Annotated in this window: 15 protein-coding genes; 9 read left to right on the forward strand and 6 right to left on the reverse strand. The window is 49.5% G+C overall.

Annotated features, from left to right (window positions below):
* Positions 1–95: 95 nt before the first annotated feature.
* From ald to QVO99_RS10935, 3 genes are all read right to left on the reverse strand, one after another.
* Positions 96–1,202 carry an alanine dehydrogenase gene (ald, locus tag QVO99_RS10925; RefSeq protein ID WP_022317653.1) on the reverse strand — a complete coding sequence of 369 codons (1,107 nt, stop codon included), beginning with the start codon at positions 1,200–1,202 and terminating at the stop codon, positions 96–98.
* Positions 1,203–1,446: 244 nt separating this feature from the next.
* Positions 1,447–3,006, reverse strand: coding sequence for a sensor histidine kinase (locus tag QVO99_RS10930; protein ID WP_022317654.1), 1,560 nt, complete (start codon positions 3,004–3,006; stop codon positions 1,447–1,449).
* Positions 3,007–3,012: 6 nt separating this feature from the next.
* Positions 3,013–3,396: a response regulator gene (locus QVO99_RS10935; RefSeq protein ID WP_022317655.1), complete on the reverse strand. Its 384-nt coding sequence runs from the start codon at positions 3,394–3,396 to the stop codon at positions 3,013–3,015.
* Positions 3,397–4,742: 1,346 nt separating this feature from the next.
* Between QVO99_RS10935 and QVO99_RS10940 the strand changes: the two genes are divergently transcribed.
* The 5 genes from QVO99_RS10940 to gluP all read left to right on the forward strand — a co-directional run bounded on the left by QVO99_RS10940 (position 4,743) and on the right by gluP (position 12,625).
* Positions 4,743–7,481 (forward strand): substrate-binding domain-containing protein, encoded by a 2,739-nt coding sequence (locus QVO99_RS10940; RefSeq protein WP_288177243.1) that lies wholly within the window; start codon positions 4,743–4,745, stop codon positions 7,479–7,481.
* A gap of 933 nt (positions 7,482–8,414) precedes the next feature.
* On the forward strand, positions 8,415–9,281 hold the full coding sequence (locus QVO99_RS10945; protein ID WP_022317657.1) for a DNA/RNA non-specific endonuclease: 867 nt from the start codon (positions 8,415–8,417) through the stop codon (positions 9,279–9,281).
* Positions 9,282–9,536: 255 nt separating this feature from the next.
* Positions 9,537–10,322 carry a Nif3-like dinuclear metal center hexameric protein gene (locus QVO99_RS10950; protein ID WP_022317658.1) on the forward strand — a complete coding sequence of 262 codons (786 nt, stop codon included), beginning with the start codon at positions 9,537–9,539 and terminating at the stop codon, positions 10,320–10,322.
* Positions 10,323–10,329: 7 nt separating this feature from the next.
* Positions 10,330–11,181 carry a zinc ribbon domain-containing protein gene (locus QVO99_RS10955; RefSeq protein WP_022317659.1) on the forward strand — a complete coding sequence of 284 codons (852 nt, stop codon included), beginning with the start codon at positions 10,330–10,332 and terminating at the stop codon, positions 11,179–11,181.
* 196 nt (positions 11,182–11,377) lie between these two features.
* Positions 11,378–12,625 (forward strand): glucose/galactose MFS transporter, encoded by a 1,248-nt coding sequence (gene gluP / locus QVO99_RS10960; protein ID WP_022317660.1) that lies wholly within the window; start codon positions 11,378–11,380, stop codon positions 12,623–12,625.
* A gap of 150 nt (positions 12,626–12,775) precedes the next feature.
* Here gluP and QVO99_RS10965 read toward each other — a convergent pair whose 3' ends face one another.
* Positions 12,776–13,660 carry a carbon-nitrogen hydrolase gene (locus QVO99_RS10965; RefSeq protein WP_022317661.1) on the reverse strand — a complete coding sequence of 295 codons (885 nt, stop codon included), beginning with the start codon at positions 13,658–13,660 and terminating at the stop codon, positions 12,776–12,778.
* A 102-nt stretch (positions 13,661–13,762) separates the two neighbouring features.
* Between QVO99_RS10965 and QVO99_RS10970 the strand changes: the two genes are divergently transcribed.
* The 3 genes from QVO99_RS10970 (at position 13,763) to QVO99_RS10980 (ending at position 16,434) form a co-directional block, all read left to right on the forward strand.
* A complete protein-coding gene (locus QVO99_RS10970; protein ID WP_288177246.1) occupies positions 13,763–13,921 on the forward strand; it encodes a hypothetical protein in 159 nt (52 codons plus the stop codon).
* 44 nt (positions 13,922–13,965) lie between these two features.
* Positions 13,966–14,844, forward strand: coding sequence for a hypothetical protein (locus QVO99_RS10975; RefSeq protein ID WP_022317662.1), 879 nt, complete (start codon positions 13,966–13,968; stop codon positions 14,842–14,844).
* A 99-nt stretch (positions 14,845–14,943) separates the two neighbouring features.
* Positions 14,944–16,434: a TolC family protein gene (locus QVO99_RS10980; RefSeq protein ID WP_022317663.1), complete on the forward strand. Its 1,491-nt coding sequence runs from the start codon at positions 14,944–14,946 to the stop codon at positions 16,432–16,434.
* Between the two features lie 303 nt (positions 16,435–16,737).
* Here the strand turns inward: QVO99_RS10980 and QVO99_RS10985 are convergent, their stop codons facing one another.
* The gene (locus QVO99_RS10985; protein ID WP_022317664.1) at positions 16,738–17,772 is read right to left on the reverse strand and encodes an agmatine deiminase family protein; all 1,035 of its coding nucleotides are present in this window, start codon (positions 17,770–17,772) and stop codon (positions 16,738–16,740) included.
* A 31-nt stretch (positions 17,773–17,803) separates the two neighbouring features.
* Positions 17,804–18,337, reverse strand: a complete 534-nt coding sequence (locus QVO99_RS10990; RefSeq protein WP_288177249.1) for a hypothetical protein — start codon at positions 18,335–18,337, stop codon at positions 17,804–17,806.
* Between the two features lie 48 nt (positions 18,338–18,385).
* Between QVO99_RS10990 and QVO99_RS10995 the strand changes: the two genes are divergently transcribed.
* On the forward strand, positions 18,386–18,568 hold the full coding sequence (locus QVO99_RS10995) for a hypothetical protein (protein WP_288177250.1): 183 nt from the start codon (positions 18,386–18,388) through the stop codon (positions 18,566–18,568).
* Positions 18,569–18,671: the final 103 nt, after the last annotated feature.

The raw sequence follows: 18,671 nt of genomic DNA on the forward strand, positions 1-18,671 counted from the left end.
TTCCCTTCTGGCTTTTTTCCGCGACGCCACATCTTATCACTACGATGCGGCATCTTTGCTTTCCCATGATGTCACATTATATGTTCTATGCTTTTTCAAAGCTCCACTGGCTCGTATTCCAGTCCGAACACGTCTGCCACAGCCTTGAATGTCACCTTGCCGTTCACGATGTTCAGTCCCCTGTATAATGCCGGGTCATCCTTGCATGCCTTTTTCCAGCCCTTGTCTGCAAGTGCGATGGCATATCTCAGCGTAGCGTTTGTCAGCGCCGTCGTTGAAGTGTTTGGCACCGCTCCCGGAATGTTGGCAACGGCATAGTGCACGATGCCGTCCACGGTGTATACAGGCTCTGAGTGGGTCGTTGGCCGGGATGTCTCGAAGCATCCGCCCTGGTCTATTGCCACGTCAACGAGCACCGTTCCCGGCTGCATGATCTTCAGCATGTCTTTTGTTATGAGGTGTGGGGCCTTGTCTCCCGGCACGAGCACGCTGCCCACCACGATGTCTGTGTCTGGCAGCATCATTCTGATGTTATGTTCAGTGGAGTATAGTGTATGTGCGTTTACCGGAAGTTCCATTTCGAGCTGGCGCAGTCTTGGCAGCGAGATATCCGTTATCCATACGTCGGCACCCAGTCCGCATGCCATTCTCGCCGCAGCCTCTCCCACGGTGCCGCCGCCCAGTATCAGCACCTTCGTGCGGTCTACTCCCGGCACACCGCTGATGAGCTTTCCCTTGCCGCCCTTGGTCTTCTGCAGATAGTAAGCACCGTTCAGCGTAGCCATGCGTCCTGCCACCTCGCTCATAGGGATAAGCAGCGGCAGCTGATGGTTGTCGGTTTCCACAGTCTCGTATGCCAGACACACGGCACCGCTCTCAATCATGGCATCGGTGAGCCGGCGGTCGCAAGCGAAGTGGAAGTATGTGAATACCAGCTGGTCCTTCTTTATCAGTTTGTATTCAGCCTCGATAGGCTCCTTCACCTTTATTATCATCTCCGCCTCCTGATACACCGCTTCGATGTCGGGCAGTATGGCAGCCCCCACCTTTTCGTATTGGTCGTCGCTGAATCCGCTGTTCTCTCCAGCTGTGTGCTGCACCACTACCTGATGGCCATGGCGTATCAGTTCTGCTACTCCGGCAGGTGTCATGCCGACTCTGTTCTCGTTGTTCTTGATTTCTTTTGGAATACCGATCTTCATAATGATGTGGTTTTAAGGTTAGACATCGCTTTTCCGCCGTAAATATATGAAAAAATCGGATTACTTGTATTTGTGTCGGTTAAAAAAGTAACATTTTTATATTAAAACTATACGTTTTGATTGGTTGGTTTTGCAAAATGATGCATTTGTGTAATGTGTTGTCTCTGTCCTTCGCTCATCTTGATATTCGTGACGCCTTCCTGCCAACTCGTTAACTTGTCCACTCGTTAACTCGTCAACTCGTCTATATCTCCTTCAGCACTTTTTTCAGTTTCCTCATTTTTACCCCCCCCCGACTCGTTTTGTTCAGGTTGAGGGGATGAGTGAACACCATACGTGTGCCGTTGGTGTACGATGTGTCAAGCCATATCTTGCCGCCCATGCTCTCTGTCAGTACCCTGCATAGAGACAGTCCCAGACCGGTGCCCTGCACGTATTGGTTCAGTTTCACGAACCGTCCGAACACCATTTCCGCTTTGTCCTCAGGTATTCCGCAGCCTGTGTCCGTCACGGCGAACGTGATGTAGTCGGTGCCGTAGTCGGGGCGTATGGTGAGTTTTATGAATCCCTTCTTGGTGTATTTGCTGGCATTCGACAGCAGGTTTATCATCACCTGCTTGAGTCGCATCGGGTCGGTGTATATCATAAGGCTCTCATCGCTGGGAAAATCCTCTATGTATTCCACATCTTCCAGTTTGCTGGCGTGTTTCACCGACAGTATGCTTGTTCGGCTAAGGGCTATCACGTCGCATTCCTCCGGACTGATAGGCAGTTTGCCTGATTCGATTTTCGATATGTCGAGGATGTCGCTTATCAGGTTGAGCAGCATGTCCGAGTTCTCCTTTATCACGTGGCAGAACTGCTTCTTCTCCTCCTCCCCGTAGTCGTCCTCTTCAAGAAGATTCGCAAATCCCACTATGGCGTTCAGCGGAGTGCGTAACTCGTGGCTCATGTTGGCGATGAACGAAGTCTTCACGTTGTTTGCTCTTTCTGCTATGTCCTTCGCTCTTTTCAGTTCCTCGCTCTGTATTTCGAGAGCGTCTCTCAGTCTTTTCATCTTCAAGAGATAGTATATTGCGAGAACCAGGGCGATGGCGAGGAAAGCGAATACTGCGAGTGTTGGCAATATTATGCTTTTGTTTGCCGAGAAGAAGTGTGTCGCTGTGTTCAGCACCACGGCGTCTTGTGGCAGTTCGGCATCTTCCTTATTGAAGGCTTCGAGCATTTTCTGGTCGAAGGTATATGTAGACGGTATGATATGGAAGAGGCTCCCTCTTGTCTTCTTGCCGTAGAGATATTCTATTGCCATGTCGGCAAGCATCTTTCCCTGTGGAGTATATTCCGGTGTGTATCCTCCTATCGCCCAGTTGCCCATTCCGGTTGACGACAGCGAGAATGCCGGAATCTGCGGGTTTGCCTTTCTCAACACGTCGTCGGTGCTTGTCAGGCTATAGTTCTCGCTGCTGTCTATGCGCCATGTGCCGAGCCACAACACGGTGTTCTTCCCGTTGAGGTTCTTCAGTTTGTTGCAGATTTCAAACATCGTGTTGCTCCTTCCGTCGAGCAGCACCAGTTCTATATCCTTGTGGCGCTTCATGTGTCTTATCACGTGGGTCTGCATGGCGAGTCCGCCCAGGGTGAAGTCGGTGATGAGGGCAATCCTCTTTGTGTCGGGGTTATGCGAGGTTATCACGAGAATCCTCTTGGCTTCTCGTGCGAAGGCGGCGTTGGCATGCGACAATGCCATGACGCACACGGTCAGGACCAGCAGTCCCGTTCTTATGTGTCTCGTTATTTCCCTCATGATGGGCTATCCCAGGATTTTTTCCGTTTGTCGGCGAATCGTGTCGAGCAGCTTGTTCTGCAGGATAGGCTTTTCGATGAAGTCGTTCACCCCCAGGTCATAGCATTCCGCCATGTTCACCTCGTCTGTTATTGCCGATGTCACGATTATCGCCACCTCGTCTTTGCCATGTTTGCTTCTCACGCTGCGAATCACGTCCCATCCGTCTACGCCCGGCATCATGAGGTCAAGGATTATGATGTCCGGGTTGAAGGATTCAATCTTTTTCAGAGCCTCCTCTCCGCTCAGTGCGGTATCGGAGTCGGCATCGAGTTTCTTTTTTATTATGGTAGAGATCAGCGTTACGTTAGTAGGAATGTCGTCAACGATCAGTATCTTGCATTTTTTCATAAACTTATTTTTTTCAAGTATTCATGCAAAGATAATTCTTTTTTCAATTAAACACTATTTGTATGTAATATTTTTTTGTAAAAACGTTTGTCATATTCTTCTTCTTTTGAGAAATTAGTTCACTTACATGGAATTGTTTTCCTGAAACAAAGTGTCAAAGTATCATTTTCAGCCATTGATTTCAGCTTATGTCTCTGAAAGAGAGCGTGTTGCGTGAATGATACTTTTCCGTTATCCTTACAAAGAAGTATCATAGAAGTATCATGGAAGTATCATCAGACCATGTAGCCATTGCATTCCTTTCCTGCGGTTTCGTTCTGTGAATGTTTTGGGCACATTCCGGGCAGTATCCGTGCCCACTTGGGGTAACGTGCTTGCCCAACAAGGGCAAGGTGCTTGCCCCACTTGGGCACGGTGCTTGCCCATTTCGTGAAGAATTATACCGGACAGCAATGAGTCTTGTTATTTCAAAGCATTATGCCGGAATGAACAAAAAGACACGACAGAGCAATATCTTTGCAGTCCGGTCGTTATCTATACCAATGAATACGGCATCTTAGAACTGCAAGTCATAAATGCAGAAAATAGATTGCTATTACAAGAGATGCAGGCACAAAAATTTCTGCCATGCCCCAATAACCCCAAAACGTTCATTAGGCCGTTTTGGCTTAAACCCAAATCGGTCATTAGGCCGTTCTATGTCATATTTTATAACTGCTTGCAGTCTTTTGCTTTTTATAAGGCGTCTTTTGCTTGTTTTTAATTCGTAATAGCCCGCTATTACTCATTAAAAGACAAACAAAATCCGCTCTTCTAAAAAACAAAATCCAAGCAAGCCCTAATGGCCGATTTGGGTTAAAGCAATGACACTCATCCGCATGAAGGATTTTCAGTAGTCTTGTGGCCGGCCTGTGGTCTGTCTGAAAAGAAGAAATTTTATCGGCAAATGGACTTAATGTGAAAAGAATGTCGTATATTTGCAGAGTGAATGTATTGAAAGTATAAGGATATCTACAATTATCTACGAAGCATAAGAGGAGGTCGTTGTGACGACTGTCATGAATCGGAAAATGCAATTACATTGTGATGGGCGCAATGGGATATCCCCATGTGCTGTTAAGGGGACGTTTTAGGTAAACCGGATTGACGGGGCGAAACATGCTTTTGTTCTGTCAGGGCGATATGCGCAGAGCTTTGTAATAAGACGCAGACGGAAATCCAATGACAGACTTCCTGTGCTATATATAATAGGTATATAATTAATATAGATATGTAACTTGATGCGTAAAAGTATTTTTGATATTATGATTCAGAATAAAACAAACTTTGGTCGGAAGTTATCCACTATGGTGGCGGCAGTAATGCTGGCATCAGTGGCTGCAATGTCTCTGGTTTGCTGTTCCGAAAAAACACATAAATATAGAATCGGCATCTCCCAATGCTCCGACGACAGCTGGCGCCAAAAGCAGAACAGTGAGTTCCGCTTCATGAGTTATATCAACGATTCCGTGGAAGTAGACATCAAGTCGGCCAAAGACAACAACGCACAGCAGGCAGCACAGATAGACAGTCTGGTGGACGAAGGCATCGACCTCCTTGTGGTGTGTCCCAACCAGCTCGACGGAGTGACCAAAGCCATTGAACGCGCCTACGACAAAGGCATTCCCGTGATATTCTTTGACAGGACGACGAACTCCAATAAATACACCGCCTTTATCGGTTGCGACAATTATCGCATCGGTTTCGCTCTCGGCACATACATCGCCAACCAGCTCAACGGCAGCGGTAGGGTGGTGGAGATACGCGGTCTCAACAACTCCTCGCCGGCCAAAGGCAGACACGAGGGATTCGTGGATGCCCTGAAGAACTACCCCGATGTGAAAATCGTGGCGAGCGAAGGCGCCGACTGGGAACAGACAGGGGCAGAAAAGGCAATGGAGAAGATACTGGCAAAGACCACCGATTTCGACTATGTCTATGCCCATAACGACCGTATGGCGTATGCCGCATATCTCACCATGCGCCGCCACAACCTCTCGGGAAAGGTAAAATTCGTGGGTGTGGACGGGCTGCTCGGCAAAGGCGGAGGAGTGGAGATGGTGAACGAAGGTATTCTCGACGCATCATATCTGAACCCGACAGGAGGACAGGAAGTGGTAGACCTCGCAATGAAGATACTCACAGGCAAGGACTTCAACCGCAGTAACAGCCTCTCTACCACCATCATCACGAAAAACAATGCCGAACTGACACTGATGACCGACCTGAACGCCGAGCAACAGAGAAATATGCTCGAACGGTTGCATAATCAGGTGAACAAATACCAGAGATACAACAGCGGACAGGAACTGTTCATCAGTCTGCTGGGGGTATTACTTGTGCTCCTCATTGCAGCCGTAGTGATGATGCGGAAGAGTAGTATGGCAAAAGGCAAGCTCGCGCAGCAGCTCACCAAGCGCAACGAAGAGCTGAACAAGCTCAATACCGAAGTGATAGCGCTCATACAGTCGCGTCTCAGATTCTTTACCAACGTGAGCCATGAGCTGCGCACTCCGCTCACGCTCATCGTAGACCCCGTGGAACAACTCTTCAAAGACGAAAAACTGAGCAAACACGGCAGAAACCTCCTTGTCATCGTGCGCCGCAACGCCAATGCCCTACGGCGGCTCGTTGACGACATCATGGACTTCAGGAAAATACAGGACGGCAACGTGAAATTGCATCTGTGCAATTTCAGTCTGGCAGAAAAGGTGAGACAATGGGTGAGCGACTTCTATCCTACTGTGGAGAAGAAAAACGTGAACCTCGAGATAAACACAGACAAGTATACCGACAGCGACTTTGTTGGCGATGAGGAGAAGATAAACCGCATTGTCTTCAACCTCGTCAGCAATGCCGTGAAGTTCACTCCTGCCGGAGGAACCGTTATGGTGACGCTGAGCGACATGCCCGACCGTAAGGTGCTTATCAGCGTGAGCGATACCGGCAAGGGAATACCGGAGGAAGACCGCGAAAAGGTATTTGAACGATTCTTCCAGACCGAAGGCACGGAGGGAGGCACAGGCATAGGACTCGCCATCGTGAAGGCATACGCTGAACTGCACGGAGGCCAAGTGATGGTGAGCAGTCATGAGGGACAGGGTTCCAATTTCATTGTGGTGATACCGAGAGAACACAGTGGCGAGCAGGTGGAAGACATGGCTGTGGAGAGTTGTTGTTACACGGTCGATGACGAAGACTCCGGCGCGGGCAATAATTATACGGCAACGCCGGCAGACGAAGACGCTATTGTGAAACACAGTCTGGTGCAGAAAGTGATAGGCGATGACAACAAACCGACGCTGCTCATCGCCGACGACAACAAGGAGATAAGAGATTATATGAAGGCGCTACTGTCAGACGACTATGTCATCATAGAGGCTGCCGACGGCAACGAGGCTCTCAAGATGGCGAGGACATTCCATCCAGACCTCGTTATCAGCGATGTCATGATGCAGGGAATCGACGGACTGGAACTCTGTGCGGAGCTGAAACGAAACTCCGCCACCAGTCAGACACCCGTAATCATCGTTTCGGCAAAGGCTCTTGACGAACAGAAGATAGAAGGCTATGAGAACGGTGCCGACTCGTATATCACGAAACCATTCAGTTCGAAACTTCTGAGAACGCGAATAGAAAACCTGCTGAGCAGCCGCCGGAAGCTCAAGGATTCAATCATGGGCATGCAGGATGTGACGGAAGACCCTGTAGGCATGTCAAGCTCCGACCAGGAGTTTGTGGAACGTCTGCGTCTCATAATACAGCATAATATGGGCTACAGCGAGTTTGGCGTTGAGGCTATCGGCAGAGAAATGGGACTCAGCAGAGTGCAGCTCTATCGCAAGGTGAAAGCCGTAATGGGATTATCTGTAGTAGACCTGCTGCGCAAATCGCGTCTGCAGAGAGCGAAGTCGCAGCTGGAGCATACCGACAAGGGTATAGCCGAAATAGCATACGAGGTGGGGTTCTCCTCACCGTCATACTTCACCAAATGTTTCAAGGACGAGTATGGCATGCAGCCGAGCGATATAAGGAGCGGCAGATGATTTAATGCTGGCGCTCCGTCCTGATTCTTGTCTTATCGCGTCTTGTTTAATGTTGTCTTCTTATTGTGATGTTTTGGATTGCGGTGTCACAAAACGCTGCAGCTTGTCTCATTTCTCTCTATATTTGCATCGGTTATTGATAGTAATTGTGTCGTGAGGTTTTATAAGTGAAAAACTATATTTCTGAATATTTCATCATAAAAAAGCTTCGGATAATTACTTTTTATAGTTATAAAATGTTCATTTTGCGCTATTTTTGATACCGTGAACGATTTTTATTATTATATGAAACAAATTTTATACTGCTTGGCGGGCTCTTACGATAACTTTGCAAGCGGAAATAAATATTGTAGATATTGGGAGCGGCAATCTGAGAAGACGCGACGCTCAGAAAAGACTCATTGGCAATCATATTCTATATGATGTAAGCCATATCGCTTTTATTCTCAATCCAATTTGATGCAGAAAAAAACGACCGCCAGTGAGTCTTTTTCAAGATGGTAACACAGCTATCCGCAACGATGATAATGCAAGGAAGGCATTAATGCGGTCGGCGACAAAGATATAGAATAGGTTTAGTTTAGTGTTGATGATGTGATAATCATCAGAAGATTGGTAAAAAGGTTAATTTTCAATAGGTAGTAAACAAATCAAGACCAATTTCTTTGGATGGTCCCTTAGCATAGAGAGCTTGCTGAGGGATCATCTTTTTTTATGGTTTACAGAGTGTGACAATTCTGCTTTTTTTTGCACTTCCGTCATTGGTGTATGACGATTTTCCGATTATTATCATTACCTTCGCAGTTGCAAACGAATAGAATGATGGATGTTTTTCCTTCATCCTGTGAAAATGGTGTGGCTATGCCATGGGAGAATAGCCTTTGACCAGACATTAAAGCAACTTAAATAATACAGTTAAAGATATAATTCGAAATGAGAAAACTATTCAGGAAGCAGATACTTCTGCTCACAGTACTTGCCGTCTTCTTCGGATGCACCGCCAACGGCGGTTCGAAAGACATTGTCAAGGGGTTGATTGACGTTGCCACGAAGAGCGGTGTGGCGCAGGATAAAGCGGGGGCGTCGACTGTAGATATTGCGGCTGCTGATCCGGACGGGTTGGAGATACCGGCTCCGCTGAAGGGCGTGAAAGAGCAGATACTCACTCGAAGAGGGTATGCCGTGTCGTATAACGCTGACACGAAACTCCCCAACTGGGTGGCATGGCGTCTTGACGCCAGCAGGCTGGAAGGCGGTGTGAAGCGTCCGCGCAAGGCATTTCATGAAGACGAAGACGTGGCAGAACCGAGAGCCACAGACTGGGACTACTACAGTTCAGGCTACGACCGCGGGCACATGTGTCCGGCAGGCGACAACAAATGGGACAAAGAGGCGATGTGGGAGTCGTTTCTGTTCACCAATATCTGTCCGCAGAATCCCAGTCTGAACCGTGGCGACTGGAACGAGATGGAGAATGCCTGCCGCCGTTGGGCACAGCAATACGGCAAGGTGTACGTGGTGTGCGGTCCGGTTCTATATAAAGGCAAGCACAAGACCATCGGCAAGAATAAGGTCGTGGTGCCGGAAGCGTTCTTCAAGGTGGTGCTCTGTATGGAAGGCACTCCGAAGGCAATCGGTTTCATATACAAGAACGAGGATGGCAACCGTCCGAAAGGCGACTATGTGAACAGCGTAGACGAAGTGGAGCGCATCACAGGCATCGACTTCTTCCCGTCGCTTCCCGACGATGTGGAGAAGAAAGTGGAGAAAACCGCAAGTCCCGAAGATTGGGGAATCTGATGCGGTAGCAGATATACATCATTGCATAGCGTGTTTTTGTAACCCAAATTGGTCATCAAAACCGTGGAAATTACTTGTTTTCACCTTGTTGTTGGCTGATTTGGGTTAAAACATATTAATATATAGCGTAATTTCTTCAAGAAATCAGATAGTTTTGCTAATTTTGCACTCTAATAATATTATAATAGGTATATTCCGCATGTCAGCGGTGTGCAACAGGTAAAAGCGGAATGAACATTTTAAAGGCTGTTAAGCGTGAAAATAATAGAAGTGGTTCGTGCCCTTGAGCGTTTCGCGCCTCTGCCCTTGCAGGAGAGCTTTGATAATGCCGGCTTGCAGGTTGGATTGACAGAGGCGGAAGTTTCAGGGGCATTATTGTGTCTTGACGTGACGAGCAGCATCGTTGACGAGGCGGTAGAAAAGGGGTGCAACCTCATTGTCTCACACCATCCGCTCATCTTCCGTCCGCTGAAAAGAGTGGTGGGGGCTGACGACGTACAGAGGGCAGTGGCAAAGGCTATCAAGCATGACATCACGATCCTCTCCATGCACACCAACATGGACAATGCCCAGGGTGGCGTAAACTTCAAGATGGCAGAGAAGATGCAGCTCACCGGTGTGAAGTTCTTCACCGAGAAACAGGTGGATGGTATCACATGCGGCAGCGGAGTGATGGGAGAGTTGCCAGGTGCAATGGCGGCAGACGATTTCATCATGATGCTCAAACGGGAGTTCGATGTGGAGTGCGTGCAGTGCAACCAGCTGCTGCGACGCCCTATCCGCACGGTAGCCATCTGCGGAGGAGCAGGGTCGTTCCTCCTGCCGGAAGCGATAGCCGCCGGTGCCGACGCCTTCGTGACGGGAGAGATGCACTATCATGATTATTTCGCTCATGAGCAGGAAATACAGATTGCCGTAATCGGCCACTATCAGAGCGAACAATATACATACGAAATATTTAAATCAATAATCGAGGAGCAGTGTGAAGGAGTGAGATGCGTTGTCACAAGCCAGAACACCAATCCTATAATTTATTTGTAAAAGCAATATGGCTAAAAAAGATCCTACAGATTTGACAGTAGAAGAGAAGTTGGAGACTCTTTACAAGTTGCAGACCACATTGTCGGCCATCGACGAGAAAAGAGCCCTCAGAGGAGAGCTGCCTCTCGAGGTGCAAGACCTTGAGGACGAGATTGCCGGTCTTACCACCCGTGTGGAGAAGATCAAGGACGAGATAGAAGACTTCCAGCAGGCTGTCACCCAGAAGAAGGCCGAGATCGCCGCTGCACAGATAAGCGTGAAGAAATACAACGAACAGCTCGACGACGTGCAGAACAACCGTGAGTATGACACGCTGAAGAAAGAGATTGAGTTCCAGACACTTGAGATAGAGCTTTGCAACAAGAAGATCCGTGAGGCTGCCACCAAGGTGGAGGAGCGCAAGAGCGACCTGAAGCGTGCTGAGGAGCAGATCGACGACCGCAAGCAGGCTCTCGAAGAGAAGAAGAACGAGCTCGACGAGATTATCGAGGAGACACGTGCCGAAGAGGAACGCCTCAGAGACAAAGCCAAGGATCTGGAGATGAAGGTGGAGCCACGTCTGCTCACAAGCTTCAAGCGTATCCGCAAGAACGCCCGCAACGGCCTCGGCATCGTTTACGTGCAGCGTGACGCCTGTGGTGGTTGCTTCAACAAGATTCCGCCTCAGAGACAGCTCGACATCAAGATGCACAAGAAGATTATCGTTTGCGAATACTGCGGACGTATCATGATAGACCCGGAACTTGCCGGAGTGAAGACTGTGGCAGAGGAGGATAAGCCGAAGCGCAAGCGCACTATCCGCAAGCGCACAGTGGTGAAGAAGGAAATGATCGGTGTGCCAGAGGACAGACTGTCGTAAAGATATCGGTTGACGGGTTGACAAATCTATGGATTGAAGAGGAGAAATCCCGGAGGTTCATAAATTTGTCAGCCCGTCAGTTCATGTTATAAACTATTGACTATTTATTATTGACCTGTGGCTCGTCAGCTCGTTTACTTGCCAACTCGTCAATTTGTACTCAACAAACATAAATATATAAACATATTACTAACTTATGGACAATATTCAAAAGAAGCAGGCGCCTAACTATACGTTTGCGCTTATCGTGATGTTTGCCGTGATGTTTCTTATCGGCTTCATCACAACAATGAACAATTCGATGATTGAGTTCTGCAAAGAGGCTTTCGGACTGAAAGACTCTCAGGGACAGTTGGTAAACACAGCATTCTATGGAGCCTATGCTCTCTCTATTCCTCTTGGAATGATGATGAACAAGATAGGCTACAAGAAGACCCTGCTGCTCGGACTCGCCGTTGTGGGCATCGGATTCGTAATCAACTACTTTGGCATTTCGTCGCTGCTCGGTATGGAGACATCGGTGATATATTCCGTGTTCCTCGGCAGCATGTTCATCGTGGCTCTCGGTATCGTGATGCTTCAGCTCGTGGCAAATCCATACGTCATGGTGCTCGGTTCGCCGGAAAAGGGAGCTTTCCGCATGACATTGTCTAATGCCCTCAACTCCGCTGCCACTACTGTGGCACCGGTATTCATCACCTACGTCATCATCGCCGGCAAGGCCAAGACTCCCGATGCAGTGCCCGGACCATATCTCGGACTCGGCATATTCACTCTTATCCTGTGTGTCGTGCTTTTCTTCATGAAGTTGCCGAACATCAACGAGGAGCAGCAGGCAGAAGAGGAGGGCGGTGAGCGCAAGGAGTATAAGAGCAGCGTGTTCAGCTATGCTCACGTTTGGTTCGGTATGCTCGGCATTTTCTTCTATTTGGGTATCGAGCTCGGAGTGCCATCCATGTTGCCTGCTTATTTCAAGAGCAATCCGGAATTGGCAGCCTATGGCACAGCGACAGACTTCCTTCCTTATTATTGGGGCGGAATGATGGTCGGCAGGTTCGTGGGAGCTGCTATTCTCAATAAGTTCAAACCGCGTCGTATCCTCTCCATTTGCCTTTGCTGCGGAGCCTTGTGTGTGGCAGCTTCGTTCTTCCTCACCGGCATCGCTTCTGTATGGGCAATGCTTGCCGCAGGACTCTTCCATTCTGTGATGTGGCCGTTGGTGTTCAACCTCGGTCTGCAGGAACTCGGTCCGCATACGAAGAAGGCATCCGGTATCATCAACCTTGGTGTTGTCGGTGGCGCCACTCTCCCGTTGCTTATGGGATGGATTGTTGACAACCCGGCACTCGGCGTTGGCTATGCTGTGGCAATGATGTTCATCTATTATGTATACGTGTTCTGGTTCTGCAACTTCGGCAGCAAAATAGGACTTAGCAAGAAATAAGGCAGTTTAGAATAATGGCAAAATAAATGACGGGCAGACAGGAAATGAATCCTTGTCTGCCCGTCTTTTATTTTGCGATATCTTTAACCCAAATCGGTCGTTAGGACGTTTACTTTATTTTTTATGACTGCTTGGTTGTAATCCACTTGTCTAATCAATAAACCTCTTTGTTATGTCGCCATATTCATCAATGCGGCGGTCGCGCAGGAATGGCCACCAACGGCGTACCTGCTCACTGTGGCCGAGGTCGATGTCGAGAACGAGACTCTCCTCATCGTCGTCAGAAGCCTGATAGAAGAGTTCGCCCTGTGGACCGGCAACGAACGAACTGCCCCAGAACTGTATTCCCTTTGTCTGTCCCGATGGGTCTGGCTCAAAGCCAACGCGGTTTACTGTCACTACCGGCAGTCCGTTGGCCACGGCATGTCCTCGCTGCACCGTTGTCCACGCCGTGCGCTGGCGCTGTTGCTCCTCTGGTGTGTCGCTTGTTTCATATCCGATGGCGGTAGGGTAGATGAGCAGATCAGCTCCCTGGAGCGCCATCAGGCGTGCTGCCTCAGGATACCACTGGTCCCAGCATACGAGCACTCCGAGTTTTCCCACTGAAGTCTGTATCGGATGGAATCCCAGGTCGCCGGGAGTGAAATAGAATTTCTCGTAGTATGCCGGATCGTCAGGGATGTGCATCTTGCGGTATTTGCCCGCTATCGTTCCGTCTTTCTCTATCACCACGGCGGTGTTGTGGTAGAGTCCTGCAGCTCTCTTTTCGAAGAGCGATATCACCATCACCACTCCCAGGCGGCGTGCCAGTTCACCGAAGAAGTCGGTAGACGGTCCGGGTATTGTCTCCGCGAGGTCGAAGTTGTTCACATCTTCCACCTGACAGAAATACAGGGAGTTGTGCAGCTCAGAGAGGATGATCAGTTCGGCGCCACGTCTGGCGAGGTCTGTCACGTTCTCCTCTATGGCTTTCATATTTTCAATGATGTCTGCAGTCTTCTTCTGCTGCAGAATTCCTATTCTTAGTTGGCTCATATTGTTATTTTGTATTTAGTTATCTTTTTTGTTGCCTTGATTAGATTTCAAGGGCTTAGAGTTATTTTTTTTTGTTACCTTGCTTAGATTTCAAGGGCTTAGATGACATTCCATTTTGTTACCTTGCATATCCAAGTGCTTTCAGAGGCATGCAAACCATTCCTCCCCTACGGGGGAGGACAGGTGTGGGCTGCTGTCATAGGTATTCATTGTCTGGCAATCATTATCAGCCCCCTCTCGTTCTCCCCCGTAGAGAAGTGATTGGCAGAAGTGATTGGCAGAGTAACAATTTAAACATCAGCAATATGAACAAGAAAGTATTGATACCATTGGTAGTAGTGGGAGTGCTGCTCCTCGGCGGAATAGCTTATCTCACGATGAGTCTGCAGAAAGAGAAACAGGCTAACAAGGCTATGCAGGAGCTCGCTGAGATGGACAAGAAAGAGATGGAGAACGAATACCAGCAGTTTGCCGACCAGTATTCGGAGATGAAAACACGCATCAACAACGATTCCATCGTGGCACAGCTCACCCGCGAACAGGAACGCACCGAAGCCCTGCTGCAGGAACTCAAAAACGTGAAGAGCAGTGACGCTCGCGAGATAGCACGCCTCAAGAAAGAGCTTGCCACATGCCGTGCCGTAATCCGCAGCTACGTGCTCGAGATCGACTCCCTCAATCGTCTCAACCAGAACCTCACAGCTGAGAACACCCGTGTGAAGGGACAGTATGAGGAGGCCACCCGACAGATCGAAGGTCTCAACTCCGACAAGGCATCACTCTCTGAGAAGGTGGCAATCGCCGCACAGCTCGACGCCACCGGCATCACCATGGGAGCCAAGAAGAAAAACGGAGCCAAGAAGAACGTGAAGAAAATCAAGGACGCCAAGCTCATCACCGTGGGATTCACCATAACACGAAACGTTACAGCCCAGAACGGCAAGCGCCAGCTCTATGTCAGAATCACCACACCGGCTGGTGGAGTGATGGGAGCCAGCGGATCGTTCAAGTATGAAAACCGTTCGCTGCAATACACCATGGCGAAGACCATCGAATATACCGGCAACGAGACTCCGGTGACTATGTACTGGAACGTGAGCGAGACTCTCAACCCCGGCACATACAGTGTGAGCGTATTCGCCGACGGCAACCTCATCGGACAGCGCAACTTCACATTCAAATAATGAGTAGACAAGATACGTGTAAACAAGGAGTCCGCGCTGCTAATTTCCTCGTCAACTCGTCAACTCGTCAACTCGTCAACTTGCGATAATTATATCATAATGAACAGATTAAAAGCAACGATAGTCCTCTCCCTCCTCGCCGCAGCTGCTGTGGCTCAGGAGACGGACCATCACGAAACACAACACACAATAGAGTGTGAGGCGCGTGTGGCGTCGCCCCAGGTGCAGGCAGCACGCAGGGTGATGGCCGGCGGACCGCTCTCTCTGCAGACCTGCCGCGACATGGCGTTGGGCTACAACAAGACGCTCGCATCGAAACGCGTGCAGCGAGAGATGGCGGCACAGATGAGAAAGTCGGCACGCACGAAATATCTGCCGAGCCTCGATGTGATGGGTGGTGCGATATTCTCAAGCCGTGAGATTTCAATCCTCAACAACACCCAGAAGTCCACACTCAAGAACATCGGCACCTCGCTCGGCGGACTGCTCGGCATCAGCGACCCCAAACTGCAGGGAACGCTGAACCATCTGGGACAGGATGTGGTGGACGGCTTCCGCACCAACAACCGCACCATGTATATGGCTTCGGCAATGGTGACGCAGCCGATATATATGGGTGGAGCCATCACGGCGGCAAACAATATCGCCGACATCAACGAGAAGATGGCTGCCGTAAACGAGGAACTGGCACGCCAGAACACGCTGCAGAACATCGACCAGACTTACTGGACCGTGGTGTCGCTCCGCCATAAACTCAACCTCGCCAACAGCTTCCTGCAGCTCGTGCAGAAACTCGACGACGACGTGCAGAAGATGATCACGGCGGGAGTGGCTACCAAGGCTGACGGACTCAAGGTCAGCGTGAAGGTGAACGAGGCGGAGATGGCGGTGACGCAGGTGGAAGACGGTCTCTCCCTTGCCAAGATGCTCCTCTGCCAGACCTGCGGAATGCCTGTGGAGTCTGACATCACGCTTGCTGACGAGGCGGCTTCGGCTATCGCCATCGAAGAGGATTCGGTAAACGGTGCCGACACCGTGGCATACTGGTATCGCCCCGAACTGGAACTGCTCTCCAATACCGTGGACATCAGCCGCCAGGCAACGAAACTCGCCAGGGCTTCCTATCTGCCGCAGGTGCTCCTCTCTGGAGGATACCTCATGACAAACCCTAACGTGTACGACGGATTCACAAGGAAGTTCGCCGGCGTCTGGAACGTGGGCGTGGTGGTACGCATCCCCGTATGGCACTGGATGGACGGCACTTACAAGGTGCGCGCCGCCAAGGCTGCCACTACGATTGCCGAACTCGAACTCGCCGAGACGCAAGAGAAGGTGGACCTCCAGGTGAGCCAGTGCAGCTTCAAGCTCAAGGAGGCACGTAAGAAATATGCTATGGCGACGAAAAACGTGGACAAGGCGGAGGAGAACCTTCGCTGTGCCAACGTGGGATTCAAGGAGGGTGTGCTCCAGACCACTGATGTGATGGAGGCGCAGACCGCATGGATGCAGGCGCAGTCGCAGAAAATAGACTCCGAGGTGGAGATAAAGATTGCCCAGGTGAACCTCAAGAAAGCTATCGGACAGATGTAGGACTGACCTCAAACCCATCCTGGCCTCAAACCCATCCTTGCCTCAAACACATCCTAACCTTCCCCAAGGGAAGGGACTGGTTACTACAGCTAATTGTCATCAGCCCCCTCTCGTTCTCCCCCGTAGGGGAGATGCAGGTTACTCCGTTGCTGTTTTCCTCTGAGGTTACTCTGCTTGTCATTTTCATCAGCTGCCTTCACCGGTCATTACTATCTGTCCCTCCCCTACGGGGGAGGACAGGTGGGGGCTGCTGTCAGCAGAATAACATGACTTGGTTTCGCCCGTCAAAGACTCTTTCCCTGTCTATTTGAAATACTGCATTGAGCAGCAGTGCAGCGAACCATGCTGTCTCACCACCACGCTGCTGTCTATGCCAATCAGTTCCCTGTAGGGGAAAGCCTCTGCTATGACGCGTCGTGCCTCCTCGTCGTTCTCAGGTTGGTTGTATGTAGGATAAATCACGGCATCGTTTATGATGATAAAGTTGGCGTATGTGGCAGGCAGTCGTTCACCGTCCTCATACATCGCCTCCGGCATCGGCAGCTTCAGCAGACGGTATGGTCTGCCGTCGTCGGTGCGCAGCGTGGCGAGTTGTTCTTCCATGCGGTGCAGCTCGTCGTATTGCTCATCCTCCTTGTCGTCGCATCCCACATACACCAGCGTGTCGTCGGGTGCAGTGCGCACCAGCGTGTCGATATGTCCGTCGGTGTCGTCGCCTGTTAGATGTCCGTAGTCTATCCATACTATGCGGTCGGCACGCAGCATCTCCTTCAGCCGCTTCTCTATTTCCTGTCGCGAGAGAGGTTGGTTGCGGTGGGGGGCAAGCAGACAGCAGCTTGTGGTGAACACCGTTCCCTTGCCGTCGCTCTCTATCGATCCGCCTTCGAGCACGAAGTCGTTGTGGTCTTCATACCGTCCTTCCACGATGCCGTTTTCATACAGACTGCGGTTGATGGAATTGTCGAGGGACGCTTCGAATTTCTCGCCCCATCCGTTGAAGCGGAAGTCGAGCAGCGTGAGAGGGCCGTCTTCAGCATTCCTCTCTTTCAGCGAGATGAAGGCGTGGTCTCTTGCCCATGTGTCGTTGGTAGGACACTGGTGTAGCGTCACCCTTTTCATCTGCTCTTCAGAAAGTCTGCCGCATAGCATCCTCTCTACCTCCTTCGTGTCGGGTGCCACGATAATCAGTGGTTCATATCTTGTTATGGCATCCGCCATCTCCACATACGTGTTGTTTATCTCGTCGAGACAATAGTTCCAGTCCGTGTCCTTATGAGGCCACGTCAGTTGCAGTGCCCTTTGTCTTTCCCATTCAGCGGGCAGGTATAGGTTGTTCATGCAATGATGTTTTTTTCCTGTTATATATGGGTTAATAATTATCCAATATCTGTTTGCGCTTCTGTTTCTTCACCTCCTTTTTGTGTTCTATGCTTCGCTGTATAGGGTTGGTGATGAGTTTCAGCAGTCCGAGAATGTCGAAACCATTCGTCGGCTTTATGCCAAGCAATTGTTTGTCGATTGTCGTCATTCTTGTGAAATCTCTTGTTTTTCCCCTCTTGCCGTATACCACCACTTCGTTGAGCATCCTTGCCGATGGCAGCATAAACACCGTGTCGGTCAACTCCTTGTGGTTCAACACCCTCTTTTCGAAGTTCGGATGATAGAATGCCACAGTCTGGAAATTCTCCGGCAGTTGGAATGTACCGTCCCATGGAGTCTTTATGGTACTGTCGTTGTCGCATTTCACGAACACGTTTCTCAGCGGTTGTTTCGTTGAGGCATCTATTACGATACCCTTCCGTTGTGCCGAGGCATGACAAACGATGGTCAGCATCCATAAGGTCGTTATCCATCTCGCCACCGCCATGCCGTGTTCTGACTCAATGTTTCGTAATCCGTTCATATCTCCATCAGGTTCAGAAAATTTGTCTACAAAGATAATGCAAACCGAATGCAAAATGAAATAAATGGATTTATTTCTTTTGCTGAGGTGCCGCTTATCTTATACAAAGATAATGCAAACCGAATGCAAAATGAAATAAATGGATTTATTTCTTTTGCTGAGGTGCCGCTTATTTTATACAAAGGTAATGACATTTCTCTATCCTTTGGCAATCCCACACCAAAGTTTTAAGCAATATTTTGGCATTTTATATCATATTATTGCAGTCCGGTGAAACTCCAAAGCGCAATAATAAAAATTACATTGAACCCAAATCGCTTTCTATGTTAATATC

Source organism: Prevotella sp. CAG:592, from assembly GCF_000436015.1.
Classification (GTDB): Bacteria; Bacteroidota; Bacteroidia; order Bacteroidales; family Bacteroidaceae; genus Prevotella; species Prevotella pectinovora.